This window comes from Streptococcus sp. FSL R7-0248 (assembly GCF_037967965.1).
Lineage (GTDB): Bacteria > Bacillota > Bacilli > Lactobacillales > Streptococcaceae > Streptococcus.
On record NZ_CP150201.1, the window covers coordinates 1,195,904 to 1,221,249 of the forward strand.

24 protein-coding genes are annotated in these 25,346 nt (G+C 38.0%); 14 read left to right on the plus strand and 10 right to left on the minus strand.

All coding sequences use genetic code 11. From position 1 onward, the window contains the following. Positions 1-2: 2 nt before the first annotated feature. The 4 genes from NYE32_RS05755 to NYE32_RS05770 are packed head-to-tail and all read right to left on the minus strand — an operon-like array spanning position 3 to position 2,948. Positions 3-401, minus strand: coding sequence for a cytidine deaminase (locus tag NYE32_RS05755; RefSeq protein ID WP_156685121.1), 399 nt, complete (start codon positions 399-401; stop codon positions 3-5). Continuing rightward, on the minus strand, positions 388-1,050 hold the full coding sequence (gene deoC, locus NYE32_RS05760) for a deoxyribose-phosphate aldolase (protein WP_156685122.1): 663 nt from the start codon (positions 1,048-1,050) through the stop codon (positions 388-390). The genes NYE32_RS05755 and deoC overlap by 14 nt, the downstream gene beginning before the upstream one ends. 33 nt (positions 1,051-1,083) lie before the next feature. After that, positions 1,084-2,361, minus strand: coding sequence for a pyrimidine-nucleoside phosphorylase (locus NYE32_RS05765; RefSeq protein ID WP_156685123.1), 1,278 nt, complete (start codon positions 2,359-2,361; stop codon positions 1,084-1,086). Then, entirely contained in the window at positions 2,358-2,948 is a 591-nt protein-coding gene (locus NYE32_RS05770) for a class I SAM-dependent methyltransferase (RefSeq protein ID WP_110981457.1), read from the minus strand. The genes NYE32_RS05765 and NYE32_RS05770 overlap by 4 nt, the downstream gene beginning before the upstream one ends. 112 nt (positions 2,949-3,060) lie before the next feature. On the opposite strand from NYE32_RS05770, the gene coaA reads away from it, so the two are divergent. After that, entirely contained in the window at positions 3,061-3,981 is a 921-nt protein-coding gene (coaA, locus tag NYE32_RS05775; protein ID WP_037597889.1) for a type I pantothenate kinase, read from the plus strand. Between the two features lie 69 nt (positions 3,982-4,050). Next, complete coding sequence (gene rpsT / locus NYE32_RS05780) at positions 4,051-4,287, plus strand: 30S ribosomal protein S20 (RefSeq protein WP_037597891.1); 237 nt, start codon at positions 4,051-4,053, stop codon at positions 4,285-4,287. Between the two features lie 84 nt (positions 4,288-4,371). Here the strand turns inward: rpsT and NYE32_RS05785 are convergent, their stop codons facing one another. The 3 genes from NYE32_RS05785 to NYE32_RS05795 form a co-directional block, all read right to left on the minus strand. Beyond that, complete coding sequence (locus NYE32_RS05785; protein WP_073689923.1) at positions 4,372-5,787, minus strand: HAMP domain-containing sensor histidine kinase; 1,416 nt, start codon at positions 5,785-5,787, stop codon at positions 4,372-4,374. After that, complete coding sequence (locus tag NYE32_RS05790) at positions 5,777-6,451, minus strand: response regulator transcription factor (RefSeq protein ID WP_049546057.1); 675 nt, start codon at positions 6,449-6,451, stop codon at positions 5,777-5,779. Before NYE32_RS05790 ends, NYE32_RS05785 begins: the two co-directional genes overlap by 11 nt. 198 nt (positions 6,452-6,649) lie before the next feature. Then, positions 6,650-8,320, minus strand: a complete 1,671-nt coding sequence (locus tag NYE32_RS05795) for a formate--tetrahydrofolate ligase (RefSeq protein WP_004182072.1) — start codon at positions 8,318-8,320, stop codon at positions 6,650-6,652. 194 nt (positions 8,321-8,514) lie between these two features. Here NYE32_RS05795 and NYE32_RS05800 point away from each other — a divergent pair, with 194 nt between their 5' ends. From NYE32_RS05800 to NYE32_RS05815, 4 genes are all read left to right on the plus strand, one after another. Further along, complete coding sequence (locus NYE32_RS05800; protein WP_073689924.1) at positions 8,515-9,198, plus strand: phosphopantothenate--cysteine ligase; 684 nt, start codon at positions 8,515-8,517, stop codon at positions 9,196-9,198. After that, positions 9,191-9,736: a phosphopantothenoylcysteine decarboxylase gene (gene coaC / locus NYE32_RS05805; protein WP_004182390.1), complete on the plus strand. Its 546-nt coding sequence runs from the start codon at positions 9,191-9,193 to the stop codon at positions 9,734-9,736. Before NYE32_RS05800 ends, coaC begins: the two co-directional genes overlap by 8 nt. 28 nt (positions 9,737-9,764) lie before the next feature. Continuing rightward, positions 9,765-10,337: an ECF transporter S component gene (locus tag NYE32_RS05810; protein WP_004182389.1), complete on the plus strand. Its 573-nt coding sequence runs from the start codon at positions 9,765-9,767 to the stop codon at positions 10,335-10,337. Between the two features lie 81 nt (positions 10,338-10,418). Next, positions 10,419-12,137 carry a phospho-sugar mutase gene (locus NYE32_RS05815; protein WP_073689925.1) on the plus strand — a complete coding sequence of 573 codons (1,719 nt, stop codon included), beginning with the start codon at positions 10,419-10,421 and terminating at the stop codon, positions 12,135-12,137. A gap of 137 nt (positions 12,138-12,274) precedes the next feature. On the opposite strand, the gene metF is transcribed toward NYE32_RS05815, so the two are convergent. The 3 genes from metF to NYE32_RS05830 form a co-directional block, all read right to left on the minus strand. Further along, positions 12,275-13,150 carry a methylenetetrahydrofolate reductase [NAD(P)H] gene (metF, locus tag NYE32_RS05820; RefSeq protein WP_014634607.1) on the minus strand — a complete coding sequence of 292 codons (876 nt, stop codon included), beginning with the start codon at positions 13,148-13,150 and terminating at the stop codon, positions 12,275-12,277. 186 nt (positions 13,151-13,336) lie between these two features. Further along, positions 13,337-15,586 carry a 5-methyltetrahydropteroyltriglutamate--homocysteine S-methyltransferase gene (gene metE / locus NYE32_RS05825; protein ID WP_073689926.1) on the minus strand — a complete coding sequence of 750 codons (2,250 nt, stop codon included), beginning with the start codon at positions 15,584-15,586 and terminating at the stop codon, positions 13,337-13,339. A gap of 252 nt (positions 15,587-15,838) precedes the next feature. Then, on the minus strand, positions 15,839-16,189 hold the full coding sequence (locus tag NYE32_RS05830) for a hypothetical protein (protein WP_037600816.1): 351 nt from the start codon (positions 16,187-16,189) through the stop codon (positions 15,839-15,841). 146 nt (positions 16,190-16,335) lie between these two features. Here NYE32_RS05830 and pabB point away from each other — a divergent pair, with 146 nt between their 5' ends. From pabB to NYE32_RS05870, 8 genes are all read left to right on the plus strand, one after another. Next, positions 16,336-18,054: an aminodeoxychorismate synthase component I gene (pabB, locus tag NYE32_RS05835; RefSeq protein WP_156685124.1), complete on the plus strand. Its 1,719-nt coding sequence runs from the start codon at positions 16,336-16,338 to the stop codon at positions 18,052-18,054. A 71-nt stretch (positions 18,055-18,125) separates the two neighbouring features. Beyond that, positions 18,126-19,268 carry a phosphoribosyltransferase domain-containing protein gene (locus NYE32_RS05840; RefSeq protein WP_156685125.1) on the plus strand — a complete coding sequence of 381 codons (1,143 nt, stop codon included), beginning with the start codon at positions 18,126-18,128 and terminating at the stop codon, positions 19,266-19,268. A gap of 24 nt (positions 19,269-19,292) precedes the next feature. Next, complete coding sequence (locus NYE32_RS05845) at positions 19,293-20,381, plus strand: cysteine protease StiP family protein (protein WP_156685126.1); 1,089 nt, start codon at positions 19,293-19,295, stop codon at positions 20,379-20,381. Between the two features lie 150 nt (positions 20,382-20,531). After that, positions 20,532-22,100 (plus strand): YceG family protein, encoded by a 1,569-nt coding sequence (locus NYE32_RS05850; RefSeq protein ID WP_156685127.1) that lies wholly within the window; start codon positions 20,532-20,534, stop codon positions 22,098-22,100. An 11-nt stretch (positions 22,101-22,111) separates the two neighbouring features. Beyond that, complete coding sequence (locus NYE32_RS05855) at positions 22,112-23,242, plus strand: toxic anion resistance protein (RefSeq protein ID WP_107373157.1); 1,131 nt, start codon at positions 22,112-22,114, stop codon at positions 23,240-23,242. 20 nt (positions 23,243-23,262) lie between these two features. Beyond that, positions 23,263-23,859 carry a TerD family protein gene (locus NYE32_RS05860; RefSeq protein ID WP_048790424.1) on the plus strand — a complete coding sequence of 199 codons (597 nt, stop codon included), beginning with the start codon at positions 23,263-23,265 and terminating at the stop codon, positions 23,857-23,859. Positions 23,860-23,882: 23 nt separating this feature from the next. Continuing rightward, on the plus strand, positions 23,883-24,599 hold the full coding sequence (locus NYE32_RS05865; protein WP_156685128.1) for a TerD family protein: 717 nt from the start codon (positions 23,883-23,885) through the stop codon (positions 24,597-24,599). Positions 24,600-24,622: 23 nt separating this feature from the next. Next, on the plus strand, positions 24,623-25,252 hold the full coding sequence (locus NYE32_RS05870; protein WP_107373158.1) for a TerD family protein: 630 nt from the start codon (positions 24,623-24,625) through the stop codon (positions 25,250-25,252). The last annotated feature ends 94 nt before the right edge of the window (positions 25,253-25,346 follow it).

Consider the following 25,346-nt stretch of genomic DNA (forward strand, 5'->3'; position numbering starts at 1 on the left):
GACTATTGTAAGTCCGTAAAAGAGTATGGTAACAACTCTCCGACTGTCATCTCGACTGTCGAGTTATCTTCAGCGATAAGAATCACTTTAGAATCAGATTTTAAAAATTCAACCATTACTTGGCGACAAGCACCACATGGTGAGATGGGCTCTTTGGTGTCTCCGTATACTGCGAGACATTCAAAGTCACGGTGTCCTTCAGATACCGCTTTAAAAATAGCCGTTCTTTCTGCACAATTGGTCAATCCAAAAGAGGCATTTTCTATATTGCAGCCTTGAAAGATTTCTCCATTTTTTGTAATCAAAGCCGCACCAACTCTAAACTTAGAGTAGGGAACATAGGCATTTTCTGCTGCCAATCGAGCTGCTTCTATCACTTGCTCTTTTTCAATAACTGTCATGGCTTTCTTGCCCTTTCATAATGGCCACTCCTGACGAAGTACCAATACGGGTTGCACCAGCTTTGATAAAGGCTTGAGCCGCCTCAAGTGTTCGTGCTCCACCAGATGCCTTGACTCCCATAATAGGACCCACAGCTTCTCGCATAAGTTCAATATCTTCAATGGTAGCGCCACCAGTAGAAAACCCTGTAGATGTCTTCACAAAATCTGCACCTGCCAGTTTTGCTAATTGGCAAGCTTCGACCTTTTCTTCATCAGTCAATAGACAAGTTTCAATGATAACCTTTACAAGTTTACTTCCACTAGCTTCAACAACAGCTTTAATATCGTCTTCAACTAATTTAAGATTTCTAGATTTAAGAGCACCGATATTGATTACCATATCAATTTCATCCGCTCCATTGGCAATAGCATCCTTAGCTTCAAAAGCCTTAACTGCGGAGGTCGATGCTCCCAAAGGAAAACCAATAACCGTACAAACTTTAACAGAACTATCTTTTAGCAATTCAGCTGCCGTTTTGACCCAAGTTGGATTAACACAGACACTGGCAAACTCATACTTCTTAGCCTCATCAATTAGGGCAAGAATCTGTTCTTTATTAGCATCAGCTTTTAGTAAGGTATGGTCAATATAGCTATTAACAGACATAAACAAACTCCTTGATTAGAATTAAATTAAGGGTTAGCGAATTATCTTTAATATTTCTGTCGTTTCTTTACATTCACTACCCATAATAACATTTTTTTCGAATTCAGTCAGCATTTTTTCAGATAAAATTTCTTGGCTATAGACCTTGGCAATAAGGTCTCCCTGAGTCACAGAATCGCCAACTTTCTTTTCAAATACAATTCCTGTTTCATAATTAAGACTATCTGACTTCGTAGCTCGACCTGCTCCTAATTGCATAGCAAATTTTCCAAATGACATTGCAGGTAACTCTTTAATGTAACCTGTTTCATGAGCATGAATATCTGTCACGACAGGCGCACTGCTATGACGATAAAGATCGGTCAAATCACCACCTTGAGCTTGAATGAGTTCTTCAAACTTAGCAAGAGCTTTTCCACCCACTAAGTGCTGACGAATCTCTTCCTGACTAGCTTCAACCTGAGCTAAATCTAATAGAATCTCAGCCAACTCACAGATAAAGTCAGTGATATCTTCACGTCCCCTACCTTGCATAATTTCAATAGCCTCTGTGATTTCTAAACGGTTACCAATAGCCTTACCTAGTGGCTGGCTCATATCTGTAATAACTGCAATCGTTTCACGATTGACCTCATGACCTAGTGCAACCATGGTTTCAGACAACTTCTCAGCGTCAGACATATTTTTCATAAAAGCGCCTTGACCAACAGTAACATCCAGTAAAATCTTATCAGCGCCTGCTGCAATCTTTTTGGACATAACAGAGCTTGCGATTAGAGGAATGGAATCTACTGTTGCAGTGACATCACGCAAGGCATAAAGAAGTTTATCAGCCTTAACTAAATGCTCAGACTGACCAATGAGGGAAATTCCAATGTCTTTAACTTGCTGAATGAACTCTTCCTTGCTACGCTCAACCTGATAGCCTTTGATAGACTCTAATTTGTCAATCGTTCCACCTGTATGTCCAAGACCACGACCACTCATCTTAGCTACTGGAACACCAAAGCTAGCTACAAGTGGCATAAGGATGATGGTTACCTTATCGCCAACACCACCGGTCGAATGTTTATCTACCTTAACACCTGGAATTTCCGACAAATCATATTGTTCACCTGAAGCAACCATATCAGTGGTCAAATCATGGATTTCACGAATAGACATTCCTTGATAATAAATTGCCATCGCCAGTGCAGCTATCTGATAGTCTGGAATTTTCCCAGACACATAGCCATTAATGAGATATGAAATTTCCTCTGTGCTTAACTCGCCTCCATCTCTTTTCTTTTCAATTAAATCAACGGTTCTCATATTTTCTCACTTCTAAGGATATAATATCCTTTATCCTTTTTAACGACTTCAGCATTACCAAACACATCCTCCATCTTAGCTTTAGCTGACGGAGCTCCTTGTTTTTTCTGAATAACAATAGTTAGGTTACCACCTTGATTGAGATAATCATATGCCTCCTCAATAACTTGATGAACCACCTTCTTGCCAGCACGGATAGGTGGATTAGAAATAATATAGTCAAAACTTCCAGTAACATTTTCATAGACATTCGATTGGAAAATAGTAGCTTCAACCTTATTTCGTTCAGCATTTTGTTTCGCTAAATCAATTGCCCTACTATTGATGTCAATCATTGTGACTTTGACTCCTTGTACCTTGGCCAAACTAATACCAAGAGGACCGTAGCCACAGCCCACATCTAATAGTGTGTTTCCAGCTTCCAAATCTAATGCACTCAAAAGCACTTGACTTCCATAATCAATCATTTTTTTAGAGAAAACCCCAGCATCCGTATAAAACTGAAAACTTTCTCCTAACAAATTTACCTTTAAATCATGAATATCGTGAGCCGCATCTGGCGTCTCAGCATAATACATTTTTGACATTATTTTTTCCTTCTAGATAGTCTTTTCCCTTTATCGTATCATAAATACCAAAGTAAGGCTAGTGATATGATAAGGCTTACATTCCGGCTTTTTTTCTGCTATAATGTTAGCTATGTTAAATGAATTTATCAATTTCGAAACGATATCACGTAAGGAGTGGCAACGCCTTCATAAAGAAGGTAATGCCCCATTGACTGCGGAAGAACTTGATTCCATTCGTAGCCTTAATGACAAGATCGATGTGCAAGAAGTTAGTGATATTTATCTTCCCCTTATCAATCTCATTCGTATCTATCAGAAAACGGCCAATGATTTAACCTTTTCTAAGAGTATCTTTTTACAAAAATCACAGACTAATCGTCCATTTATTATTGGGGTATCTGGTTCAGTTGCTGTTGGCAAATCCACTACCAGTCGTTTGCTTCAACTCTTGTTACAACGTACCTTCCCCCAATCTAAGGTTGAACTTGTAACAACCGATGGCTTTCTCTATCCTAACCAAGTCTTGAAAGAAAAAGACATCCTTAACCGTAAGGGTTTCCCTGAATCCTACGATATGCCGCTTCTTCTCAATTTTTTAGATACTATAAAAAATGGTGGTGATGTCAATATTCCTGTTTACTCCCATGAAATTTATGATATTGTACCAGGTCTTACACAAGAAATCAGACAGCCCAATTTTTTGATTGTCGAAGGGATTAATGTTTTCCAGAATCCTATTAACCAAAGACTCTACATGAGTGACTATTTCGATTTTTCTCTTTACATTGATGCTGAAGTTAATAATATCGAATCATGGTATCTCGAACGTTTTCAAACCCTTCTTGAGCTCGCCAAGAAAGATGAAAATAACTATTACCATCGTTTCACTAAATTCAGTAAAGATGAAGCCTTATCTTTAGCACAAAAAACTTGGCGTGATATCAATTTGGTTAACCTGGAAAATTATATCGAACCTACACGAAGCCGAGCCGAACTGATTCTTCATAAGGGAGACAATCATAAAATCGACTTCATCCACTTAAAAAAATAGAAAAAGCTTGCCAAGGGGTCTAAAATAACGTATAATGACATAGTTAGATAAATTTTGGAGGTGAAAACATTGGCAAATATTAAATCAGCTATCAAACGCGCTGAACTTAACGTTAAACAAAACGAACAAAACTCAGCTCAAAAATCAGCTTTGCGTACTGCTATCAAAGCATTCAACGCTAACCCAACTGAAGAAGCTTATCGTGCTGCATCTGCTAGCATCGATAAAGCCGCTTCTAAAGGTTTGATTCATAAAAACAAAGCAAGCCGCGATAAATCACGTCTTGCAGCTAAATTGGCTAACTAATTGAAAGCACCATTTAGGAGTTTTTTTATTACCTTATAACATAAAAACCTGCTAGACCATAGGCTAGCAGGTTTTCTTTATTAATTAAACTCCAGTGATTTTAACTTCAAAAATAGTCCCCTTCGGATGATTGTCCTTGACAACAATTGTTCCTTTAAGAGCTAAAACAATTTGTTGCGCTAGGGATAAGCCCAGTCCAAACCCACCTTTTTGTCTGGTTCTAGCCTTATCTACGCGATAAAAGCGATCAAAGATTTTTTTCTTATCACTATATGATATACCAGGACCATTATCAGCTACCGAAATATAAAGATGTCGGTCATTAGTGCGAACCGAAAAGATAACATGTCCATCATCTTCTGTATACTTAATAGCATTATCAAATAAAATCGTCATTAGCTGCTTCAGTAGCGTTTTATCAGTCTGAATAGGACGGCTAACTTGGTTTTGGGCCGTAAATCCTTTCTCGTTTTCTTCAGCAATCATGGCATAATTGGTAAATACTGTATCAAAGAAAGCAGGTTCTAAGGTTTCGATTTCCGGCTTAATACCATCGTCACGACGAGCCAAGTTCAAGAGATTTGTCGTCAACAGACGCATATTACGTACTTCATCAAGACTTGAAGCAATATTCTCTGAATTATCTAAAATGGTGCTCTCAGGCTTGCGGAAAAGAACTTCTAATCGGTTTTGAATCACAGCAAGCGGTGTCCGTAACTCGTGACTGGCATTTTCAACAAATGCCTTCTGCTTCTCCAGACTTTCCTGGATAGGACGTCTTGACCACTTGGCCAAATACATACTAGCCGCAACAGATAGGAGCCAGAAGAAACTCATCATGATGACAATGAGCTTGACATAACGTTCAGTGGCTTCTTCCAATTGAGTTGTATTAATCGCAATAACAAGGTACTTAGCATCAGGATAGAGACTATTATCTACTTTTTCAGTAATCAGGCGATACTTTTCGGTTTGATCGAAATAATTCTGAGCGCTTCCCTTGCTGATAACATCAATGTTATTTTTATCTATTGGTAAATTGGATAAGCTAGAAAATTTATCAACGACATTGAGGACTTTTCCATTCTTATCAAGCACTAAGACACTGGTATTCGCCGCAACAGATAAATCGTGAGGGGCATCTTCCATCTTTGATTTCTTTTTAGATTCTTTTTTAGAGCCACTCGAGTCAGGTGTTTCATCTGTCGACCCTTTAGTATCATAGGCTTGGTAGATGGTTGTCGTATTATTTTGATCTACCTCAGAAGTCAGAAAAAGTTCCCGTTTTAGCATTTCCATTTCTAAATAAGAATTGGTCTTAGTTGCTGCCATTTTCAGACTAGAATCCACATTTGAATAAACGCCGTAACTCAGAATCTGCAAAATCATGACAGTCATGACAAGGAAAATACCAGAAAAAGTGGCAAAGAAATGAATGAAAGACTTAAATCCTTCTGACTTGATTCTCCTAAAGAGATAATTGAAAAATTTAGTCAGCATTCTTCAAAATGTACCCCACACTTCTCAAGGTTTGGAGGTTGGCAGCAAAGTCTGTTCCTTTAAGTTTCTTACGAATTTTAGAAACGTATACTTCAACAACTGATACCGTGGTATCACTATCAAATCCCCAAAGACGGTCAAAAATTTGTGACTTAGGCAAGATCACATTCTGATTTTGTAAGAAATAAACTAATAAATCAAACTCTTTACCAAGAAGTTCTACTTCTTTATCACCCACAAAGGTTGAATTTGTAGCAAGATTGACACGAACATCACCGAAAGAAAGTGTGTTTTGGTCAAATTTACCAGAGCGTTTCAAAAGTGCTTGAATACGCATCTTCAACTCTTCTAAGTAGAAAGGTTTGGTTAGATAGTCATCCGCACCAAGTTCAAAACCATGTCCCTTATCGTCTAGACTTTCCTTGGCAGTCATGATAAGTACAGGAGTTGTTACACCTTTATCACGTAATTCTCTAAGAACAGTGAAACCATCTTTTTCAGGTAACATTAAGTCTAAAAGAATCAAATCATAGACGCCACTTTCAGCTTCGTAGAGGCCTTCATCACCATCAAAGACCTGCATAACATCAGCAAAGTCATCTAAAAAATCAAAAACTGAGTTGGACAAACTCAAATCATCTTCTACTAGTAGTATTTTAATCATAGTTATCCCCCTTGTTAGGTGTCAAAGATACAAAGAACACTTTGACTAAGTCTTATCATTATATCTAAAATACACATAATCATCTAGTGCTTTGATCTTCTTTTATTTAGATTCAGTCTACTATACTTTCCTTAAGTTTTTCATAACTGAAACGAAAAAACAGCACCAATAGGTACTGTTTTATATCGATATTTCTTCTTAGAACAAACCAACAGCTGTTCCGTCTTCAGCTACGTCCATCTTGAGGGCTGCTGGTGCTTTTGGAAGACCAGGCATGGTCATAACATCACCTGTAAGAGCTACGATAAATCCAGCACCTGTTTTAGGAACAAATTCACGGATAGTGATATCAAAGCCTTCTGGTGCTCCAAGTAAGAATTGGTTATCTGAGAAGCTATATTGTGTTTTAGCCATACATACTGGCAATTTATCCCAACCGAATTCTGCAAATTGTTTGAGTTGGTTCTTAGCTTTTTTCTCGAAGACAACTGATTTACCACCATAGATTTCAGTAACAATCTTAGTGATTTTTTCTTCCAAGCTATCATCATCAGAATAAAGACGTTTATAGTCGGCATTACCATTTTCAACAGCATCAACTACTGCGTTGGCAAGGTCAATACCACCATCAGCACCATTAGCCCAAACGCTAGCCAATTCAACAGGAACATCGATTTCTGCACAAAGTTCTTTAAGGGCTGCAATTTCAGCTTCTGTATCAGCAACAAACTCGTTAATAGCAACGACTGCTGGAAGACCAAATTTACGAACGTTTTCTACATGACGTTTCAAGTTTGCGAAGCCATCACGAACAGCCTGAACATTTTCTTCAGAGAGGTCCGTTTTGGCTACCCCACCGTGCATTTTAAGGGCACGAAGTGTCGCAACAATAACAACGGCATCAGGAGTTGTTGGGAGGTTTGGAGTCTTGATATCAAGGAATTTTTCAGCACCAAGGTCAGCACCGAAACCTGCTTCAGTAATCGTATAATCAGCCAAACGAAGAGCTGTAGCTGTAGCTAGAACTGAGTTACATCCGTGAGCGATGTTGGCAAATGGACCACCGTGTACCAAGGCTGGTGTCCCATAAATTGTCTGTACCAAGTTTGGTTTGATGGCATCTTTAAGAATAAGGGTAAGCGCACCTTCAATTTCAAGATCACGTACATAAACTGGTGTACGATCATAACGGTAAGCAACTACAATATTTGCCAAACGTTCTTTAAGGTCATTAATATCAGTAGCCAAGCAAAGAATCGCCATGATTTCAGACGCAACAGTAATATCAAAACCATCTTCACGTGGAATACCATTAAGTGGTCCGCCAAGACCAACGTTTACATGACGAAGCGCACGGTCATTAAGGTCAACCACACGTTTCCAAATGATACGACGTTGGTCAATGCCGAGAGCATTTCCTTGATGAATATGGTTGTCAAGAAGGGCTGACAAAGCATTATTTGCTGTAGTAATAGCGTGCATATCCCCTGTGAAGTGGAGGTTGATATCTTCCATCGGAAGCACTTGAGCGTAACCACCACCTGCAGCACCACCTTTGATTCCCATAACCGGACCAAGTGATGGTTCACGAAGGGCAATCATTGTTTTCTTACCAATTTTGTTAAGAGCGTCTGCAAGACCGATTGACATGGTTGATTTACCTTCACCTGCTGGTGTTGGGTTGATGGCTGTTACCAAAATCAATTTTCCTGGCTTATTGTCTTTGACTGCATTGATCTTATCAAATGACAATTTTGCCTTATATTTTCCGTAGAGTTCCAAATCGTCAAAGCCGATTCCAACTTTTTCAACTACTTCTGTGATTGGTTTTAATTCTACACTTTGAGCAATTTCGATATCTGTTTTCATGAGACACTCCTCTATATTTTTCTAGAATCTATTATATCAGAGTTTGATAAAAAACGCATTATTTTTGGTCAATTACTTTTCAATGTTCGGTTTTTGTTTTGTTATAAATCGTTATAACTATAATTTATAGGGGTACACCCCAAAAATACCTACTATTTATTTACTAATGACCCAATTTTTAGTACAATACTACTATGAAAATTTTGATTACATCGGGTGGTACCACTGAAAAGATTGATGCTGTACGTGGAATCACAAACCATTCAACAGGTTATCTAGGAAAGGAAATCGCTGAACTTTTCTTGGCTAAGGGTCACCAAGTAACCTTAGTAACGACCAAGACAGCGGTTAAACCAGAACCGAAAGAAAATCTAAAGATTACAGAAATTACGAACGTAGATAGTCTTCTCAAAAAGATGGAGCCACTCGTCAAAGAGCACGATGTTCTTATCCATAGTATGGCAGTCTCTGATTATACTCCTATTTATATGACGGATTTCGCTGAATTGGAGGATACCGAAGATCTCGCTCAATTCTTGCATAAATCTAACACTGAGAGCAAGATATCTTCAGCTTCTGATTATCAGGTTCTTTTTCTTAAAAAAACACCGAAGGTCATTAGCCTCGTCAAACAATGGAATCCTGCTATTCAATTGATTGGCTTCAAACTTTTGGTTAATGTAAGTAAAGAAGAGCTTTTTGAGGTTGCTCGTGCAAGTCTGAAACGCAACAAAGCTGATATTATTGTTGCCAACGACTTGAGTGATATTACTCCAGATCAGCATATTGCCTATCTTGTTGACGAAAAAAACGAGGAGAAAGTTACGACTAAATCTGCAATTGCTCAAGCTTTATTTGAAAGGATATGCCATGACTAAACGTATCATCCTTGCTGTTTCAGGATCAATATCCGCCTATAAAGCAGCTGATCTAACAAGCAGGTTAAAGAAAAAAGGTTATGACGTTCACGTCATTATGACTGAAGCTGCTCAAGCCTTTATCACCCCTCTGACACTTCAAGTCCTTTCGAAGAATCCTGTTCACACTGATGTCATGGAAGAAAAATTGGCTGAACGTATTAATCATATTGACTTAGGAAAAGAAGCTGACCTCTTTATTGTAGTTCCAGCTTCAGCAAATACCATTGCCAAATTAGCACATGGTATTGCCGATAATATGCTTACTGCTACTGCTTTAGCTTTACCTAGCACTACCCCAAAACTAATTGCCCCTGCAATGAATACGAAAATGTATGAAAATCCACTGACTAGGAAAAATTTAGATACTTTGCATGACCTTGGCTACCAAGAAATTCTTCCAAAATCAGGTTTACTGGCTTGTGGAGATACGGGACGCGGTGCCTTAGCTGATATCGATGACATTATTGAATCTATTGACAATGCTTTAACAAAATAGCCTTGTAGAGAATAAAAAGGAGTTTATGATGAATAAGAAAAATAAAGCAAACCAAACAGCGCAGTTAGCGCTCTTGATAGCGACTATGGTTGTTATCGAAGTACTTAGTCAAACCATCTTTGCCGCTTTTGTACTTCCAATTAAACCAACCCTAACGCACATCCCAGTTATTATTGCTAGTATCGTCTATGGTCCTAAAATTGGAGCCTATTTGGGTGGTTTCATGGGAATTATGAGTATTGTTCGTAACACAATCATTTATACGGTTAGTAGCTATCTCTTTAGTCCCTTTGTTGAAGGGGGAACTTGGGCATCTGCAGTCATTGCCATCGTCCCTCGCATCCTAATCGGTATTTTCCCCTACTTTGTCTACAAGTTACTTCAAAACCGTCTAGGTTTGATTCTATCTGGGGTTTTAGGTGCTTTCACAAATACATTTTTCGTACTTATTGGCATCTACTTCTTAATCCCTAACTTCTACACAGCGGGTGGAAAAACACTAATGGCAACCATTTTCACAACAAATTCGATTGCTGAAATGATTATCGCTGGCCTGCTAACCCTAAGTATCACACCTGTGTTATTAAGATTGAAAAAATAAAGAAAAAACATGGTGATTACCATGTTTTTTTCTTTTAATTATGGTATAATGTAAGCGTTTAAAAATATAAAGGAGATTGCTATGTCTTACACTGAAAATTATCAAAAATGGCTCGACTTCGCTGAATTGCCTGCTTACCTTCGTGATGAGTTGGCCGCAATGGATGAAAAAACGAAAGAAGATGCCTTCTATACCAACCTTGAATTCGGTACTGCAGGTATGCGTGGTTTGATTGGTGCTGGTACTAACCGTATTAACATTTACGTTGTTCGCCAAGCAACTGAAGGTTTGGCTCAATTGATCGACTCAAAAGGGGAAGAAGCTAAAAAACGTGGTGTTGCTATCGCTTACGATAGCCGTCACTTCTCTCCTGAGTTTGCATTTGAATCTGCTCAAGTTTTGGCTGCTCATGGTATCAAATCTTATGTATTTGAAAGCCTACGTCCAACACCTGAATTGTCATTTGCTGTTCGTCACCTCCACACATTTGCAGGTATCATGGTAACAGCTAGCCATAACCCTGCTCCATTTAATGGTTACAAAGTATACGGTGAAGATGGTGGACAAATGCCACCTGCAGATGCGGATGCATTGACAGATTACATCCGTGCTATCGAAAATCCATTCACTGTCCAATTGGCTGACCTTGACGAAAGCAAAGCCAGTGGCTTGATTGAAGTTATCGGTGAAAACGTCGACGCTGAATATTTGAAAGAAGTAAAAGGTGTTAACATCAACCAAGACTTGATCAATGAATACGGTCGCGACATGAAGATTGTCTACACTCCACTTCATGGTACTGGTGAAATGTTGGCTCGTCGTGCTCTTGCGCAAGCTGGATTTGAAGCAGTTCAAGTTGTTGAAGCTCAAGCTGTTCCAGATGCTGACTTCTCAACTGTTAAATCTCCAAACCCTGAAAGCCAAGCTGCTTTTGCTCTTGCTGAAGAACTTGGTCGTAAAGTAGACGCTGATGTATTGGTTGCAACTGACCCAGATGCTGACCGTCTTGGTGTTGAAATCCGCCAACCAGACGGTTCTTACCTCAACCTTTCTGGTAACCAAATCGGAGCTATCATTGCTAAATATATTCTTGAAGCTCACAAAACAGCTGGTACGCTTCCTGAAAATGCTGCCCTCTGTAAATCAATCGTATCAACTGAGTTGGTAACTAAGATTGCAGAAAGCTACGGCGCGACTATGTTTAACGTTTTGACTGGTTTCAAATTTATCGGTGAAAAAATTCATGAATTTGAAACACAACACAACCACACTTACATGCTTGGTTTCGAAGAAAGCTTCGGTTACCTCATCAAACCATTCGTACGTGACAAAGATGCTATCCAAGCCGTTCTTATCGTTGCTGAAATCGCAGCTTACTACCGCTCACGTGGTATGACTTTGGCAGATGGTATCGAAGAAATCTACAAACAATATGGTTACTTCGCAGAAAAAACTATCTCTGTTACCCTTTCAGGTGTTGACGGAGCTGCTGAAATCAAGAAAATCATGGATAAATTCCGTGGCAATGCTCCTAAACAATTCAACAACACAGACATTGCTAAGACAGAAGACTTCTTGGAACAAACAGCTACTACTGCTGACGGCGTTGAAAAATTGACAACTCCTCCAAGTAACGTACTTAAATACATCTTGGCTGATGATTCATGGTTTGCCGTTCGTCCTTCAGGTACAGAACCAAAAATCAAATTCTACATCGCTACAGTTGGTGAATCTGAAGCAGATGCTAAAGAAAAAATTGCGAATATCGAAGTAGAAATCAATGCTTTCGTAGGCGAATAATATTTAAGACTTAGAGCTTAGCTCTAAGTCTTTTTTATACACGACAATACTAGGATTGTAAGCAAGTCACCCATTTTACTACTCGAAACAAGCAACCACCTATAGACTAATCTATAGGTGGTAATTTTATGATTCAATTATAGAGCGCTAACTTGTGAATGATGCTTAAACAAAGAATGAGTAGCTTCGTGAATATGACGAGCGGTCTCTGCATTATTCATGGTGTAGAGGTGAACGCCTGCAACATCTTGAGTAACAAGGTCGACAATCTGGTCAATCGCATAAGCAAGACCGGCTGCTCTAAGTGACTCAGGATCATGCTCATACTTATCCAAAATGGCACGGAACTTACGTGGTAAATGGATATTTTCACAAGTCTTAAGCAAACGTAGGGCTTGGTTACGATTCAAAATAGGCATAATACCCGCATGAATCGGTACATCAATTCCAGCCAAGGTACATTTATCTTGAAAATCATAGAAACGTTCATTGTCAAAGAAGAGTTGAGTTACAAGGCTAGAACAACCTGCATCAACCTTTTTCTTAAGGTTTTGGATATCAGAGATTTGATTTGGCGAATCTGGATGCCCTTCAGGATAGCAGGCACCGATGATATCAAATTGAGGAGCTTCTTCCTTAATAAACTCAATCAAATCAGTGGCATATCTAAAGTCTTTAAGAGGTTCCACACCAGGAATGATATCACCACGTAGGGCTAAGATACGGTGTACACCAACAGCATCCAAGTCACGTAAGGTATCAGCAACCTTTTCTTTACTCAAATAGATAGCCGGAAGGTGGGCAATCGTTGGGATGGCTAGGTCATTTTGAATATGATCTGCCAAAGGAACCGTCGTCTCTTTGATATTATATTTGTTATTACTAGCTGTCACACTGATAAAGTGTGGAGCCAATCCTTGCATATCCTCAAGGGCACGTAGAATTTTTTCGTTACCTACTGCAGGGTTAGGTGGAAAGACTTCAAAAGAGAGTGATGGTGTTTGGCTTGTCATATTTTATACCTTCTTCTTTTTAGATTTTTGTTAAGACAAAAGCTGTTTTAAGTGCCTATTGACTTCATAAAAATAGTGAAACACTTGTCAATCATAGCCTGCTTGCAAAAATCTTTAGAAATTTATTCGCTATTGAAAACCTTCTACACTTAAGGAAGAAGGTCTTCAACATATGATAACTTCCGCTTACAAGTTTTCGCGAGCTGCTTTTGCAGCTTCTACAAGCTTGATCAAGCTTTCTTTAGTTTCTTTGATTCCGCGAGTCTTCAAACCACAGTCAGGGTTGATCCATACTTTACCGCTTGGTACTTTAGCCAAGATTGCTTCGATAGTGTGGTCAATTTCACCGTCTTGTGGGACACGTGGTGAGTGGATATCGTAAACCCCAGGTCCAACTTCTGTTTGGAAGTTTTGAGCTTTAAGTTCATCCAAGATTTCAAGATTTGAACGACTAGCTTCAAATGAGATAACGTCAGCATCCAAGTTGTCGATGGCTGGAATGATATCTGTAAATTCTGAGTAACACATATGAGTGTGGATTTGTGTATCTGATGCTACAGTTGAGTGTACCAAACGGAAAGCTGGAATTGCCCAGTCAAGGTAATCCTCATACCAGTCACTACGACGGAGTGGCAATTTTTCACGAAGAGCAGCTTCGTCAATTTGGATAATTTTCACGCCTGCAGCTTCAAGGTCAAGCACTTCGTCTTTGATTGCAAGAGCAATTTGAAGAGTTGAATCCTTAATAGAGATGTCCTCACGTGGGAATGACCAGTTAAGGATAGTTACAGGTCCAGTCAACATGCCTTTAACAGGTTTGTCTGTACGGCTTTGTGCGTAGCTAGACCATTTAACAGTGATTGGGTTAAGACGAGTGACATCACCCCAAATGATTGGTGGTTTAACCCCACGCATACCGTATGATTGAACCCAACCATTTTTAGAGAAGAGGTAACCTGACAAGTTCTGACCGAAGTACTCAACCATGTCATTACGTTCAAACTCACCATGAACAAGAACGTCAAATCCAACTTCTTCTTGCCATTTAATCCATTCATCAGTGATTTCAGCAAGGAAAGCATCGTATTCTTCTTGTGACAATTCATTCTTACGGAAAGCCAAACGTTTAGCACGAACTTCCTTAGTTTGAGGGAATGAACCGATAGTTGTGGTTGGAAGCAATGGAAGTTTGAAGGCATCCTTTTGAATCGCTTCACGTTCTGCAAACGCTGGCAAACGAGTGTAATCAGCTTCAGTCAAACCTGCAATACGAGCACGAAGCTCAGCATTTTCACCAACACGCTCAGTCGCAAAGAGTTCTTTGTTAGCAGCAAGTGCTTCTGCACCTTGACCATTGCGGATGGCATCCAAGTCACGCAATTCACCCAATTTTTCAACCGCAAAGGCGAAGTGGTCCAAAATAGCTGGTTCAAAATCTTCATTAGCAGTTGTAAATGGTACGTGGAGAAGTGAGCAAGAGGTTGTCAAAACAACATTTTCAGCTGGAACTTGTTCAAGAATTGCAAGGCTCTTCTCGTAGTTGTTACGCCAGATGTTTTTACCATTGACGATACCGGCATAGAGAATCTTATCAGCTGGGAAACCACCTTTAACCAATTCAAGTGTTTTCTTACCTTCAACAAAGTCAAGACCAATACCATCAACTGGCAAGTTCACAAGGTCATTGTAGACATCACGAACATCACCAAAGTAAGTTTGAATCAAAACTTCAAGGCCTTTCTTATCAGCCAAGAGCTTGTTGTAGAGGTTCAAGAAGAGAGCTTTTTCTTCAGATGTCAAATCTTTAACAAGAGCTGGCTCATCGAGTTGAATACGAGTAGCACCAAGCTCTGCCAATTTTGCAAAGACATCTTGGTATGCAGAAACAAAGCTATCTACGAAGTCTTCAGCTTTTACACCATCTTCAAAATCAGACAATTGAAGGAAAGTGAATGGTCCAACCACAACTGGACGTGTATTAAGACCCAATTCTTTTGCTTCTTGGTACTCATCAAAAATCTTGTGACCAGCAAGTTTAACTTCTGTTGTTTTTTCAAATTTAGGAACGATGTAATGGTAGTTAGTATTAAACCATTTTTTCATAGGAAGGGCACGTACATCCCCTTTTTCACCTTGGTAACCACGCGCCAAAGCAAAGTAACGTTCAAGATCTGTCAAATCCAAGTTTTGAACAGATTCAGGTACGACGTTGAAAAGGAAAGCTGCATCAAGGAAGTTATCGTAATGTGAAAAATCATTTGAAGGAATTTCAGTGATACCCTTCTCTTTAACAATATTCCAGTGTTTTGCACGCAAGTCTTTGGCTGCTGCTAAAAGTTCATCTGCAGTAATTTCATTTCTAAAGTATTTTTCTGTTGTAAATTTTAATTCGCGGAATTCACCCAAACGTGGGAAACCAATGATAGTAGTTGACATCTTGTGTCCTCCTCTTTGTTGTTGAACTTATCTTACCAAAGAAATGGGTAGCTGTATAATTGCTATTAGTTTTCTCTATATATAGTTTTAGACTATACCCTATAAAATAAAGGGTTACCGACTTCTGTTATCTCCTTTTGCTTAGATATCGTTATAGCTAATAACTATATATTGACTTACTAAATCCCTTTTTATATCAAAAAATCCCTAGACTTTTGTCTAGAGACTCTATTATTTACTAGGATCAGAACACTAAGCTCTATAAGTGCTCAGTACCCTCTCTTGAAGCCAAGATGATGTATAAGACATATTCTCACTATTGTAACTATTCCAAATAAAATAACCAAAAATTGCCAATACTAATAAGAAACAAATTCCCAAGACGGCTAACCATATGATTTGTTTCTTTAAGCTATCATACTCACTCATATAGCCATTATGAAGTTTAATGAGTTCATTTCTTTTTTTGTTACTTGACTCTTTAGCAATAGCTATTTCTAGCTCGTACATCTGGTGCTTCCATGAATTCTTAGAAGTGCCTTTTTTCATTTTATTGTTTGAAAGGTTGCTGTTGCCTTTCTCAAAGTTATTTTTTTCAGTCATATTTCCCTCTAAAATCTTCTTTTAGTCCCTATCATTATAACATATGTAAAACTATCTGAAAAGTTCATTTTTGGTTAAAATTTTGAGAAAGATAATTAAAACATGAAAAAGAACCAGAGGGAAACTTCTTATGTTATACTCTAAGTATGCATAAGAAAACTGTTATTGATTTTAAAGAACTTGGTGTCAGACAAATCTTTACAGACACCATTAAAGAACTAAAAACAAAGGACATTAAGGATGTCAAACCCCTTTTAGATGAACTCGAAGCCTATCAAAATGAAGGTTATTATGCAGTAGGTTATGTTTCCTATGAAGCAGCCCCTGCCTTCGAGACAAAATTTCAGGTTATTGATGGTCCATTAATGTCTGAGTATCTCCTCTACTTCACTGTTCATGAAACTGTTCAAACAGAGCCTATTCCACTTACTTATGACCCTATTACCTTACCAAAATCTTGGCAAGAGCTAACTTCTGCTGAGGAATACAAGGCTGCTATTGAGCATATACACCACCATATTCGACAAGGTGATACTTATCAGGTCAATTATACTGTTCAACTTCAACAGAACCTGACAGCTGATCCCTTTGTCATCTACAATCGATTGGTTGTTGAGCAAAATGCCCATTACAATGCCTTTATTCAGCACGATGATGTTTCTATCATTTCTATAAGTCCAGAACTCTTCTTTAAAAAAGATGGCGATAAGTTGACTACTCGTCCTATGAAAGGTACTACCAATCGAGGTTTAACAAGTGAAACTGACCTTGCACAAGCAAGATGGCTAGCTCAGGACCAAAAAAATCGCTCTGAAAATATGATGATTGTTGATCTTCTTAGAAATGACATGAATCGTATTTCTAAAATAGGAAGTGAAGATGTTAAGAGCCTTTGCCAAGTTGAACAATACTCTACAGTTTGGCAAATGACTTCGACAATTGAAACGCAACTCCTGACAAATAGAAGTTTATGCGATGTCTTCCAAGCCCTTTTTCCATGCGGATCGATTACAGGTGCCCCAAAAATAGCAACCATGGAGATTATTAAGAAGGTTGAAAAACAGCCTCGAGGTGTTTATTGTGGAGCTATTGGAATCTTGGTGCCACAGGGACCTAGTATTTTCAACGTAGCCATTCGGACACTACAAATGGAAGAAACCAAGGCTATCTATGGTGTCGGAGGGGGGATTACCTGGGACAGTAACTGGGAATCCGAATACGAAGAAACCAAGCAAAAAGCTGCTGTTCTATACCGTCAGAACCCAAAATTTGATCTCATTTCTACCGGTCGTATTCATCAAGGAAAACTTCTCTTTCTGGAGGAGCATATAAAACGTTTACAAGAGAGTAGCCGATACTTTGACTATCCTTTCAATGCAGAAAAAGCTCACAATCAAGCCACAGCTCTGTGCCAATCACTAGATCTTGACACAGACTACCGTCTTAAATTGTCCCTTAAAAAAGATGGTGAACTGAAGTTTGAACATAGCCAATTAACAAACTTATCTGATGACTTTTGCCAAGCAAGGTTAGTTGAGCAAAGACATCCGTTGGATAGCCCCTATGCCTTCTTTAAAACAAGTTACCGTCCTCACCTTAGTATCGAACCTCACGAACAAATCTATTATAATCACGAGGGACAACTCCTAGAAACCTCTATCGGTAACATCGTTCTTAAAATCGAAGACCAACTCTACACACCACCAGTTCACCTCGGCCTCTTAAATGGCATCTACAGACAAAGTCTTATAGCTGAGAATAAGCTGAAAGAAAAAGTCCTGACTGTAAAAGATCTGAAACAGGCTCAGGCCATCTACGGATGTAATGCGGTAAGAGGGTTGTATGAATTGAAGGTGGAGAAATAAATCAAAAAAACTGTACAATTTTTACTATTCTATATGTAAACTAATGAACCATTACATAGAAAGGTATTGATATGACCTATCAATTAAAACTAAATGATTTTGTAAATATAATCGAAAATAAATCAAGCTTTAATCCAGATGATCTGATTCATATCTGTAAACGATACAAGAATCCTAAAAGAGACTATCTCTTTGTTAATAAATATCAAGCTAAACATTATCCTAGCCAAGCCAATACAACAATTCAGCTTTTTAAAGAACTTTACGAACAAATTAAAGATCATTTAAGTTCACAAGAACGCATACTCATCATCGCCTTTGCCGAGACTGCTACTGCCATCGGTCAAGCCATCATGCATTTTTGTTTGGAAAATGATGACCTAAACGCCGTTTTCTACCTACAAACAACTCGAGAAGATTTGGATACAACTATCCAAACACTTTCATTTGAAGAAGAACATTCTCACGCAACAAATCAGAAATTGTATTACCGTGAGGTCATTCCTGAGTATGACACTATTTTGTTTATTGAAGATGAAATTACGACAGGAAATACTATTCTTAACTTCATTACTGAATTTAAAAAATTGAATAAAAGAACTAAGTATGCAGTGGCTTCCATCCTTAACTGGCAAAATATGGCTCATGCTTCTACTTATAAAGAAGAAAATATCGACACTATCTACTTGATTAAGGGACACCTTAAGGATGATGTTCCAACTATTTCTATCGATGATCAGAGTCTTCCCGAGAATAACTTGGATCAAAATGAAAAGGTTACCTTATCTTCTAAAAATAATCCACGTCTTGGATTAACTCAAACTGAATTCAGAGATTACAGCAAGTCTCTTGAGACTCTCATTTCTAAGTTAGATGATTCCCCACTAGATCGAGACTCGTATGAAGTAAGAGTAGTCGGAACTGAAGAAAATATGTGGCTTCCAATTCTCCTTGCACAAGAAATTGGTGCGAAGGTTCGATCAACGACACGAAGTCCTATAGCTATCTCAACTGAGGATAATTACCTCATCAAAAATGCTATTCATCTCCCTAGCGCATATGATAGCCAACGATCAACATACCTTTACAATGTAACTGAGGAAGTTGACCGCTACATCATCGTCTACGAAGAAATGACAAAGGCTTGCGAAGATGCCATCAAGGAACAATTACAGCCATACTCAAGACAAGAAATTGTTTTTATCCAACAATAAAACAATATAAATAGGAGGAAACGCATGCGTTTTGTTCGCACCAGTTACCCAGCAGAAAGTGTAACTTTCTTACTACAAGATGTTAAAGGAAGAGTCCCCATCTTAGATACTGCAGAACGTGAAAAATTAAACCAGCAAGGTATCCATTATTCTGAAATGCTTCCTTTAGAATACGCACCTACAAAAACTTACATGGACCTTTACTTTAATAGCTTAGACCAACTCTCTTTTGAAACAGCATCTGCCACAGTCGCTCTTGCTGAAAAATTATGGAGTTCAAAAGGACCTGAGCTTGTTCTAGTTTCACTTGCCAGAGCAGGAACACCTATCGGCATTCTCGTTCAACGTTATCTCAAAGCTAGATACGGGGTAATGCCACCGCACTACAGTATCTCAATTATACGTGGGAAGGGGATTGACTCAGCAGCTATGCATTATATCGTTGATCGTCATGCTGCTGAAAATATTCAATTTATAGACGGTTGGGTCGGTAAAGGAGCCATTAATACTGTTTTAGATGAAGCCTGTCAAAAACTTCGAGCTCAAAAGAATTTTCAAAAACTTGATAGTGAACTTGCTGTATTGAGTGATCCAGCATCGGTAACAAAACTTTATGGAACTAGACAAGATTTCCTTATCCCAAGTGCATGTCTTAATGCAACAGTTAGCGGTCTTGTTAGTCGAACAGTTAAATTACCAACTATGACTGAGGACGAATTTCATGGTGCTATTTTTTATGAAGAAAACTTAGCTATTGATCAGTCAAACGCGTTTTTAGAAACCGTTGAAAAGCACTTTAATGATTGCGACCCCAACTATTTCTCTCCTTCCTCAGAAGAGTTAAATGAAGACTTTAAGGGTATAGATGAAGTAAAACGTATCGCGAAAGACTTTAAAATTAAAGATATCAATAAAATCAAGCCTGGTGTTGGTGAAACAACTCGTGTTCTACTTAGACGCGTACCTGATCGGATTCTCATTCGCAAAGATGCTAATCCCAAATATCTCCAACATATTTTACAACTCGCAGAAGAAAAACAAGTTCCTGTTGAATATTATCCACTTGAAAAGTATAATGTTTGTGGCATCATTAAAGAGCTAGCAGACCTATAATCCATCAGCAATTATGAAAATCATTATAGTTCGCGTTTTATCTTGACACCGCTTTAATGAATACATAGAATAGTAGTATCTTGAATAAGTTCTATATAAAGATATAGCTTATTTGGGAAAAGACTCATTGTGCCGGAAGGGGGTGACTAAATGAGTCTAAGCCTCCAACAGATTCCATTTGAACTTTGGAGAAGAAAATCGGAAAGAAAGGGCATTCGTCCACAATTTAACCCCGTCTTCACTTCCTACATCGGTGTGGAAAATCAAGGGAAATATAACGATGTCCTTGCAACGATTTATTCAAAAATTCAGGCTGATCCTCACCATACTATCTTTTTTGATGGTGAGATTCTCCTAGATGTAGATTTCGACTTCATTAATGCTATAAAAAATGAACTTGCTAATATGGATGTGACACAACTCTCAAAGCAAGATATCACTCTTTTTGAGAACTCTGATTTGAATCACGTTTTTTTAAATGCTTTTGAATACGTCGTCAATCTTGCCATAAGACAAGAAAAATTTTTAAACGATAGTGTTAAAAACAACTTTATCTGTAAACTATTACTTTATGCTCACTTATATATACAGAACTTAGATTATTCTGAATTAGATTTTCATGCAAACCATTGCTTCTACTATGGTGATATTTCGCGTCATGATATTTATTTTCTAATGCTCCTCTTTATAATGGGATTTGATGTTGTTTATATTAATCCATTGCGAGAGTGCGAGTACTGGAAAGAAATCGACTCAGATAAGCTCTGTAGAAAGCATAAGAATTCACAAATATTACCCATTCAAAGTTTTCTTCAACGAGCCTCTGAAGGTCATATCATTGAAGAAAATCGCTCAATTACTTTAGAATTGGAAGAACAAATTGAAAAAGAGCTATTCTCAAATTCAGGTATCTATCGTCCTTGGCAATTTCGTAATGGTACGACTTCTCCAATTTTTTTCAATGGTACCTTAATCGATCTTGAACAAAACTGGAAAGTCCCAGCAAAACTCAGACAAGGCTTTAAAACACAAGGGAAAACCGTCTATGTTCCTACTTTCTTCTTTGACATTGAAGGTGAATATAAGAATTCAGACGAATATGCAAACCTCATTAAAACCTGTATAGAGCATCCAAATAGTCTATTTCTATCCTCAACAGCTAACTTCAATCTCATTAGTCCAGGTGTTGAAGAATCCGATAAGTTTCAATTGACATTTTGTCAACTAAGCAATGGTAAATTTGATATAGAAGAAATCATGAAGTTGCCTTTCTATCGTTATTCATCATATAATGATGAAACTGAAAAATTCATCCTTTCAAAAATCAATGAGACTATTGATGACCATCGTTTCTTCAAAAAACCGATTTCTTCCAAAGAAGAAATTTTGGACTTTGCTATGATGATATTAATGTTAGATAAAAAAATCATCAGAACTATTGACAGTTTCGATTTTACCAACGATATTCCCAAACTAGTTATTTTTCTAGAAGAGGAAGAACAAATTTCAAAACGTCAGGCTTATTTAATTGCTTACCTTAATAAAATTGGATTTGATATTGTCATCTTTTCACCAGCTGGTTTATCTAACTTAAATAGTTATATTCAAAGTGATTACTTTAATTCCATCCGTTTAGATAAAATAAACTATGAGCGTCGACTATCAGATTTAAAATACAAACAGAGGAAGCAGAACTTTTTTAGTAAATTTTTTAGTTAAGGAGACTATCAATGGCTATTAATACCGGAGAATTCGGTGCTACTACGACCGGATCACCTACAAATGAGATGCAGATGACACAACCAGAAGTCTTAACAGACAATGTTGCTTATAAGCAACGTCTGCGAGCTCTTCCAGAGGTTCAAAATCTAACCAATGAAATAGATATCACAAATGTTAATTCCATCCTTGCATTTGGTCAAAAACCTAGCGAGGGAATCTCTCAAACTTCAGATATGCTACTGTCTTCGATGCAACGCGTTAATACTGAAGAAGCCTCTCGTATGCTGACACAACTTACAAAGATTATGGATAAGTTCGACATCAAAGAGCTCGAAAATCCAGAAAACGCATCTATGCTTCAAAAGTTATTTGGCAAGATTAAAAATTCCATTGATAAATTGTTTGCCAAATATGAAGATATGGGAAAAGAAGTTGACAAGATTTATGTGATTTTAAAACAATATGAATCTCAAATTCATCAAACACAAGAAGATCTTGAAAAGCAATATCGTACTAATGTTACATATTATGAAGAACTCGAGAAGTATATCGTAGCTGGAGAGCTCGCTCAAGAAGAAATCGAAGCTTATCAAGCACAAATGATGCAACGAACCGATCTTACTGAACAAGAAAAGCAGACTCAACAACAGAAACTACAAATGATTAAGGATATGCTAAACCAGCGTACTTATGACTTGCAGATTGCTGAAAATGTTGCAATGCAAACTTGTCCCATGATACAGACGATGCAGATGGCCAACTTTAATCTTATGCGTAAGATTAATTCATCATTTATTATCACCTTGCCAATTTTCAAACAATGTTTAGTACAGGCTATTCAACTAAAACGACAAGAAATCCAAGCGAAATCAATCAGTCAATTAGATGAAAAAACGAATGAGCTTCTACTACGTAACGCTCAAAATACAGCAACTCAGTCTGTAAATATTGCTCGAATGGCTGGTGGTAGTGCGGTGCAGATTGAAACCCTACGATCAACCTATGAAACAATCAAAAAAGGTATCGATGAAACCAAACAAATTAGTCAACAAATTGCTGAAAAACGCAAGACTGATTCCGTTGAGTTGGAAAATATGAAGGCGGATATGGCTGAAAAAGGGTTTATTAGCGCGCATTAATTATATGGAGGGAAATTATTATGGATTTCACAAGACTTAATAATGGTTCGCAACCATCACTTAATTTATCAAAAGGTAATGTGCTTGACCTTACTAAACAAGCACCAGCACTCAAGAACTGTGTTCTAGGTGGTGGTTGGGATATGGCCGTTGCTGGACCCACTGCAGACCTTGATTTGGCAGCTTTTCTTATTGAAGATAGTGGACGTGTGACACAAGTTCCACAAGACGTCATCTTCTTTAACAATATGTCTGCTCCTGGAATTCGACTCGAAGGAGATAACCGTACTGGTGAAGGTGACGGTGATGATGAACGTATCCAAATTAATTTAGATACCATCGAACCACGAATCACTCGTATTATCTTCTTCATGACAATTTTTGAAGCCGTTAGCAAAAAGCAAACTTTTGGTATGATCAAAAATGCTTTTGTTCGCTTGCTTGATGCAGATAATAATGATGCTGAAATTTGCCGTTATCAGTTAACCGATAACTATTCTGCAGATACTGCTGTTACAGCCTGTTCCTTAAACCGTGGACCAAACGGTTGGCAATTTGAAGCTATTGGTGAGGGAACAATTGCTGACCTCAATGGACTTTTGTCTCGCTATATGTAATACACTTAGGAAAGGAAACTATTATGGGACTTTTTGATAAACTACTTGGAAATAATTCAAACACACCAACAAACAATGGGCCTGAAGCGCCAGCACCGACTTTTGAGACTCTTTCTCAATCTTCACAAAGTCAAGGACGTGAAGTAAGCCTTGACCTTAATAAGCCAGGTATCCTTAATCTCCAAAAGAACGATTTCTTGAATCTTTCTAAGACACAGTCTACTTTAGAGAATATTCGAGTTTCTGCTGGTTGGGATGTACAAACAAAATTATTTGGTTCAGATTTTGACCTTGACCTTGTAACTTTTCTCTTAGATGATTCAGGTCGTCTAACTCAAAAAGCTACAAATGTTGTCTATTATGGTGACAAATCCTCTCAAGGTATCCACTTGGATCACGATAACCTTACTGGAGCAGGTGATGGTGACGACGAAAATATGTTCGTAAACTTTAATCAAGTCTCATCAGATGTCAAACAAATTGTTGTTGCGGTTGTCATTTACTCTGGTAAAGAACGTAAACAAAACTTTGGTCAAGTACGTAATGCATATGTTCGTTTAGTTGATGAATCACAACGTCCAGAGCGTGAATTGGTTCGTTTCAACCTTACAGAAGACGGTGGTAATGCAACTGCAGTTAAATTTGCTGAGTTGAACCGTACTGATAACGGTTGGACATTTAAAGCCGTAGGTGATTATTTCAAAGCATCTATTGGTGAACTCGCAAAAGCATATCAATAATTTAATGTAAAGGAAGAAGAAAAATGGCTATTAATTTTACAAGTTTGGGTGGAGAAGTTTCAACACCAACTGAAGTCACACCTACACAATCTGGAATCTCACTAAATCTCGAAAAAAATACGGTCCTAGACCTTGCCAAAGCTGCACCTAGCCTCAATAATGTTGATTTATGTGCTGGTTGGGATATTGCTGTAAGTGGTGTCGACTTCGATTTAGACATCTCTGTTTTCTTATTAAATGAAGCAGGTAAGATTACTTCTGCTTCTGACGTTGTCTTCTACAATAATCCAGTAGCAAATGGTATTCAATTAAACGGGGATAATCGTACCGGTGCAGGCGAAGGTGATGACGAAACCATCACTCTAAATCTTCAAGCTGTCTCACCAACAGTTAATAAGATTGTCTGTGCTGTAACCATTGACCAAGCAGTCGCACGTCGTCAAACATTTGGTATGGTAAATAACTCATACGTACGACTTGTGAATAAGGATACTGGTTCTGAACTATGTAAATTCCAATTAAAAGATGACTACTCTACTGATACAGCTGTTGTATTTGCCGAATTAGTACGTAATGGTGCTAGCTGGGCATTTCACGCTATTGGTCAAGGAAAACAAGCTGACCTTAATGGAATCGCAGCTCTCTTCAGTTAATAATAGAATTCTTTAGTTATCAAGATACTTATTTTTACTAAAAACACCTCAGAAAGTATTAATTCTCTAAAGAATATTTCTAGAAAGGATACAA

Bases quoted from the DNA above. Each gene is read 5' to 3' on its own strand.
- NYE32_RS05795 (WP_004182072.1), bottom strand. From the start codon at position 8,320: ATGAAAACAGATATCGAAATTGCTCAAAGTGTAGAATTAAAACCAATC.
- NYE32_RS05790 (WP_049546057.1), bottom strand. From the start codon at position 6,451: ATGATTAAAATACTACTAGTAGAAGATGATTTGAGTTTGTCCAACTCA.
- NYE32_RS05810 (WP_004182389.1), top strand. From the start codon at position 9,765: ATGAATAAGAAAAATAAAGCAAACCAAACAGCGCAGTTAGCGCTCTTG.
- metF (WP_014634607.1), bottom strand. From the start codon at position 13,150: ATGACAAGCCAAACACCATCACTCTCTTTTGAAGTCTTTCCACCTAAC.
- coaC (WP_004182390.1), top strand. From the start codon at position 9,191: ATGACTAAACGTATCATCCTTGCTGTTTCAGGATCAATATCCGCCTAT.
- NYE32_RS05845 (WP_156685126.1), top strand. From the start codon at position 19,293: ATGCGTTTTGTTCGCACCAGTTACCCAGCAGAAAGTGTAACTTTCTTA.
- deoC (WP_156685122.1), bottom strand. From the start codon at position 1,050: ATGTCTGTTAATAGCTATATTGACCATACCTTACTAAAAGCTGATGCT.
- NYE32_RS05815 (WP_073689925.1), top strand. From the start codon at position 10,419: ATGTCTTACACTGAAAATTATCAAAAATGGCTCGACTTCGCTGAATTG.
- NYE32_RS05840 (WP_156685125.1), top strand. From the start codon at position 18,126: ATGACCTATCAATTAAAACTAAATGATTTTGTAAATATAATCGAAAAT.
- NYE32_RS05785 (WP_073689923.1), bottom strand. From the start codon at position 5,787: ATGCTGACTAAATTTTTCAATTATCTCTTTAGGAGAATCAAGTCAGAA.
- NYE32_RS05850 (WP_156685127.1), top strand. From the start codon at position 20,532: ATGAGTCTAAGCCTCCAACAGATTCCATTTGAACTTTGGAGAAGAAAA.
- NYE32_RS05765 (WP_156685123.1), bottom strand. From the start codon at position 2,361: ATGAGAACCGTTGATTTAATTGAAAAGAAAAGAGATGGAGGCGAGTTA.
- pabB (WP_156685124.1), top strand. From the start codon at position 16,336: ATGCATAAGAAAACTGTTATTGATTTTAAAGAACTTGGTGTCAGACAA.
- NYE32_RS05830 (WP_037600816.1), bottom strand. From the start codon at position 16,189: ATGACTGAAAAAAATAACTTTGAGAAAGGCAACAGCAACCTTTCAAAC.
- NYE32_RS05755 (WP_156685121.1), bottom strand. From the start codon at position 401: ATGACAGTTATTGAAAAAGAGCAAGTGATAGAAGCAGCTCGATTGGCA.
- NYE32_RS05865 (WP_156685128.1), top strand. From the start codon at position 23,883: ATGGGACTTTTTGATAAACTACTTGGAAATAATTCAAACACACCAACA.
- NYE32_RS05770 (WP_110981457.1), bottom strand. From the start codon at position 2,948: ATGTCAAAAATGTATTATGCTGAGACGCCAGATGCGGCTCACGATATT.
- coaA (WP_037597889.1), top strand. From the start codon at position 3,061: ATGTTAAATGAATTTATCAATTTCGAAACGATATCACGTAAGGAGTGG.
- NYE32_RS05870 (WP_107373158.1), top strand. From the start codon at position 24,623: ATGGCTATTAATTTTACAAGTTTGGGTGGAGAAGTTTCAACACCAACT.
- NYE32_RS05800 (WP_073689924.1), top strand. From the start codon at position 8,515: ATGAAAATTTTGATTACATCGGGTGGTACCACTGAAAAGATTGATGCT.
- NYE32_RS05860 (WP_048790424.1), top strand. From the start codon at position 23,263: ATGGATTTCACAAGACTTAATAATGGTTCGCAACCATCACTTAATTTA.
- NYE32_RS05855 (WP_107373157.1), top strand. From the start codon at position 22,112: ATGGCTATTAATACCGGAGAATTCGGTGCTACTACGACCGGATCACCT.
- metE (WP_073689926.1), bottom strand. From the start codon at position 15,586: ATGTCAACTACTATCATTGGTTTCCCACGTTTGGGTGAATTCCGCGAA.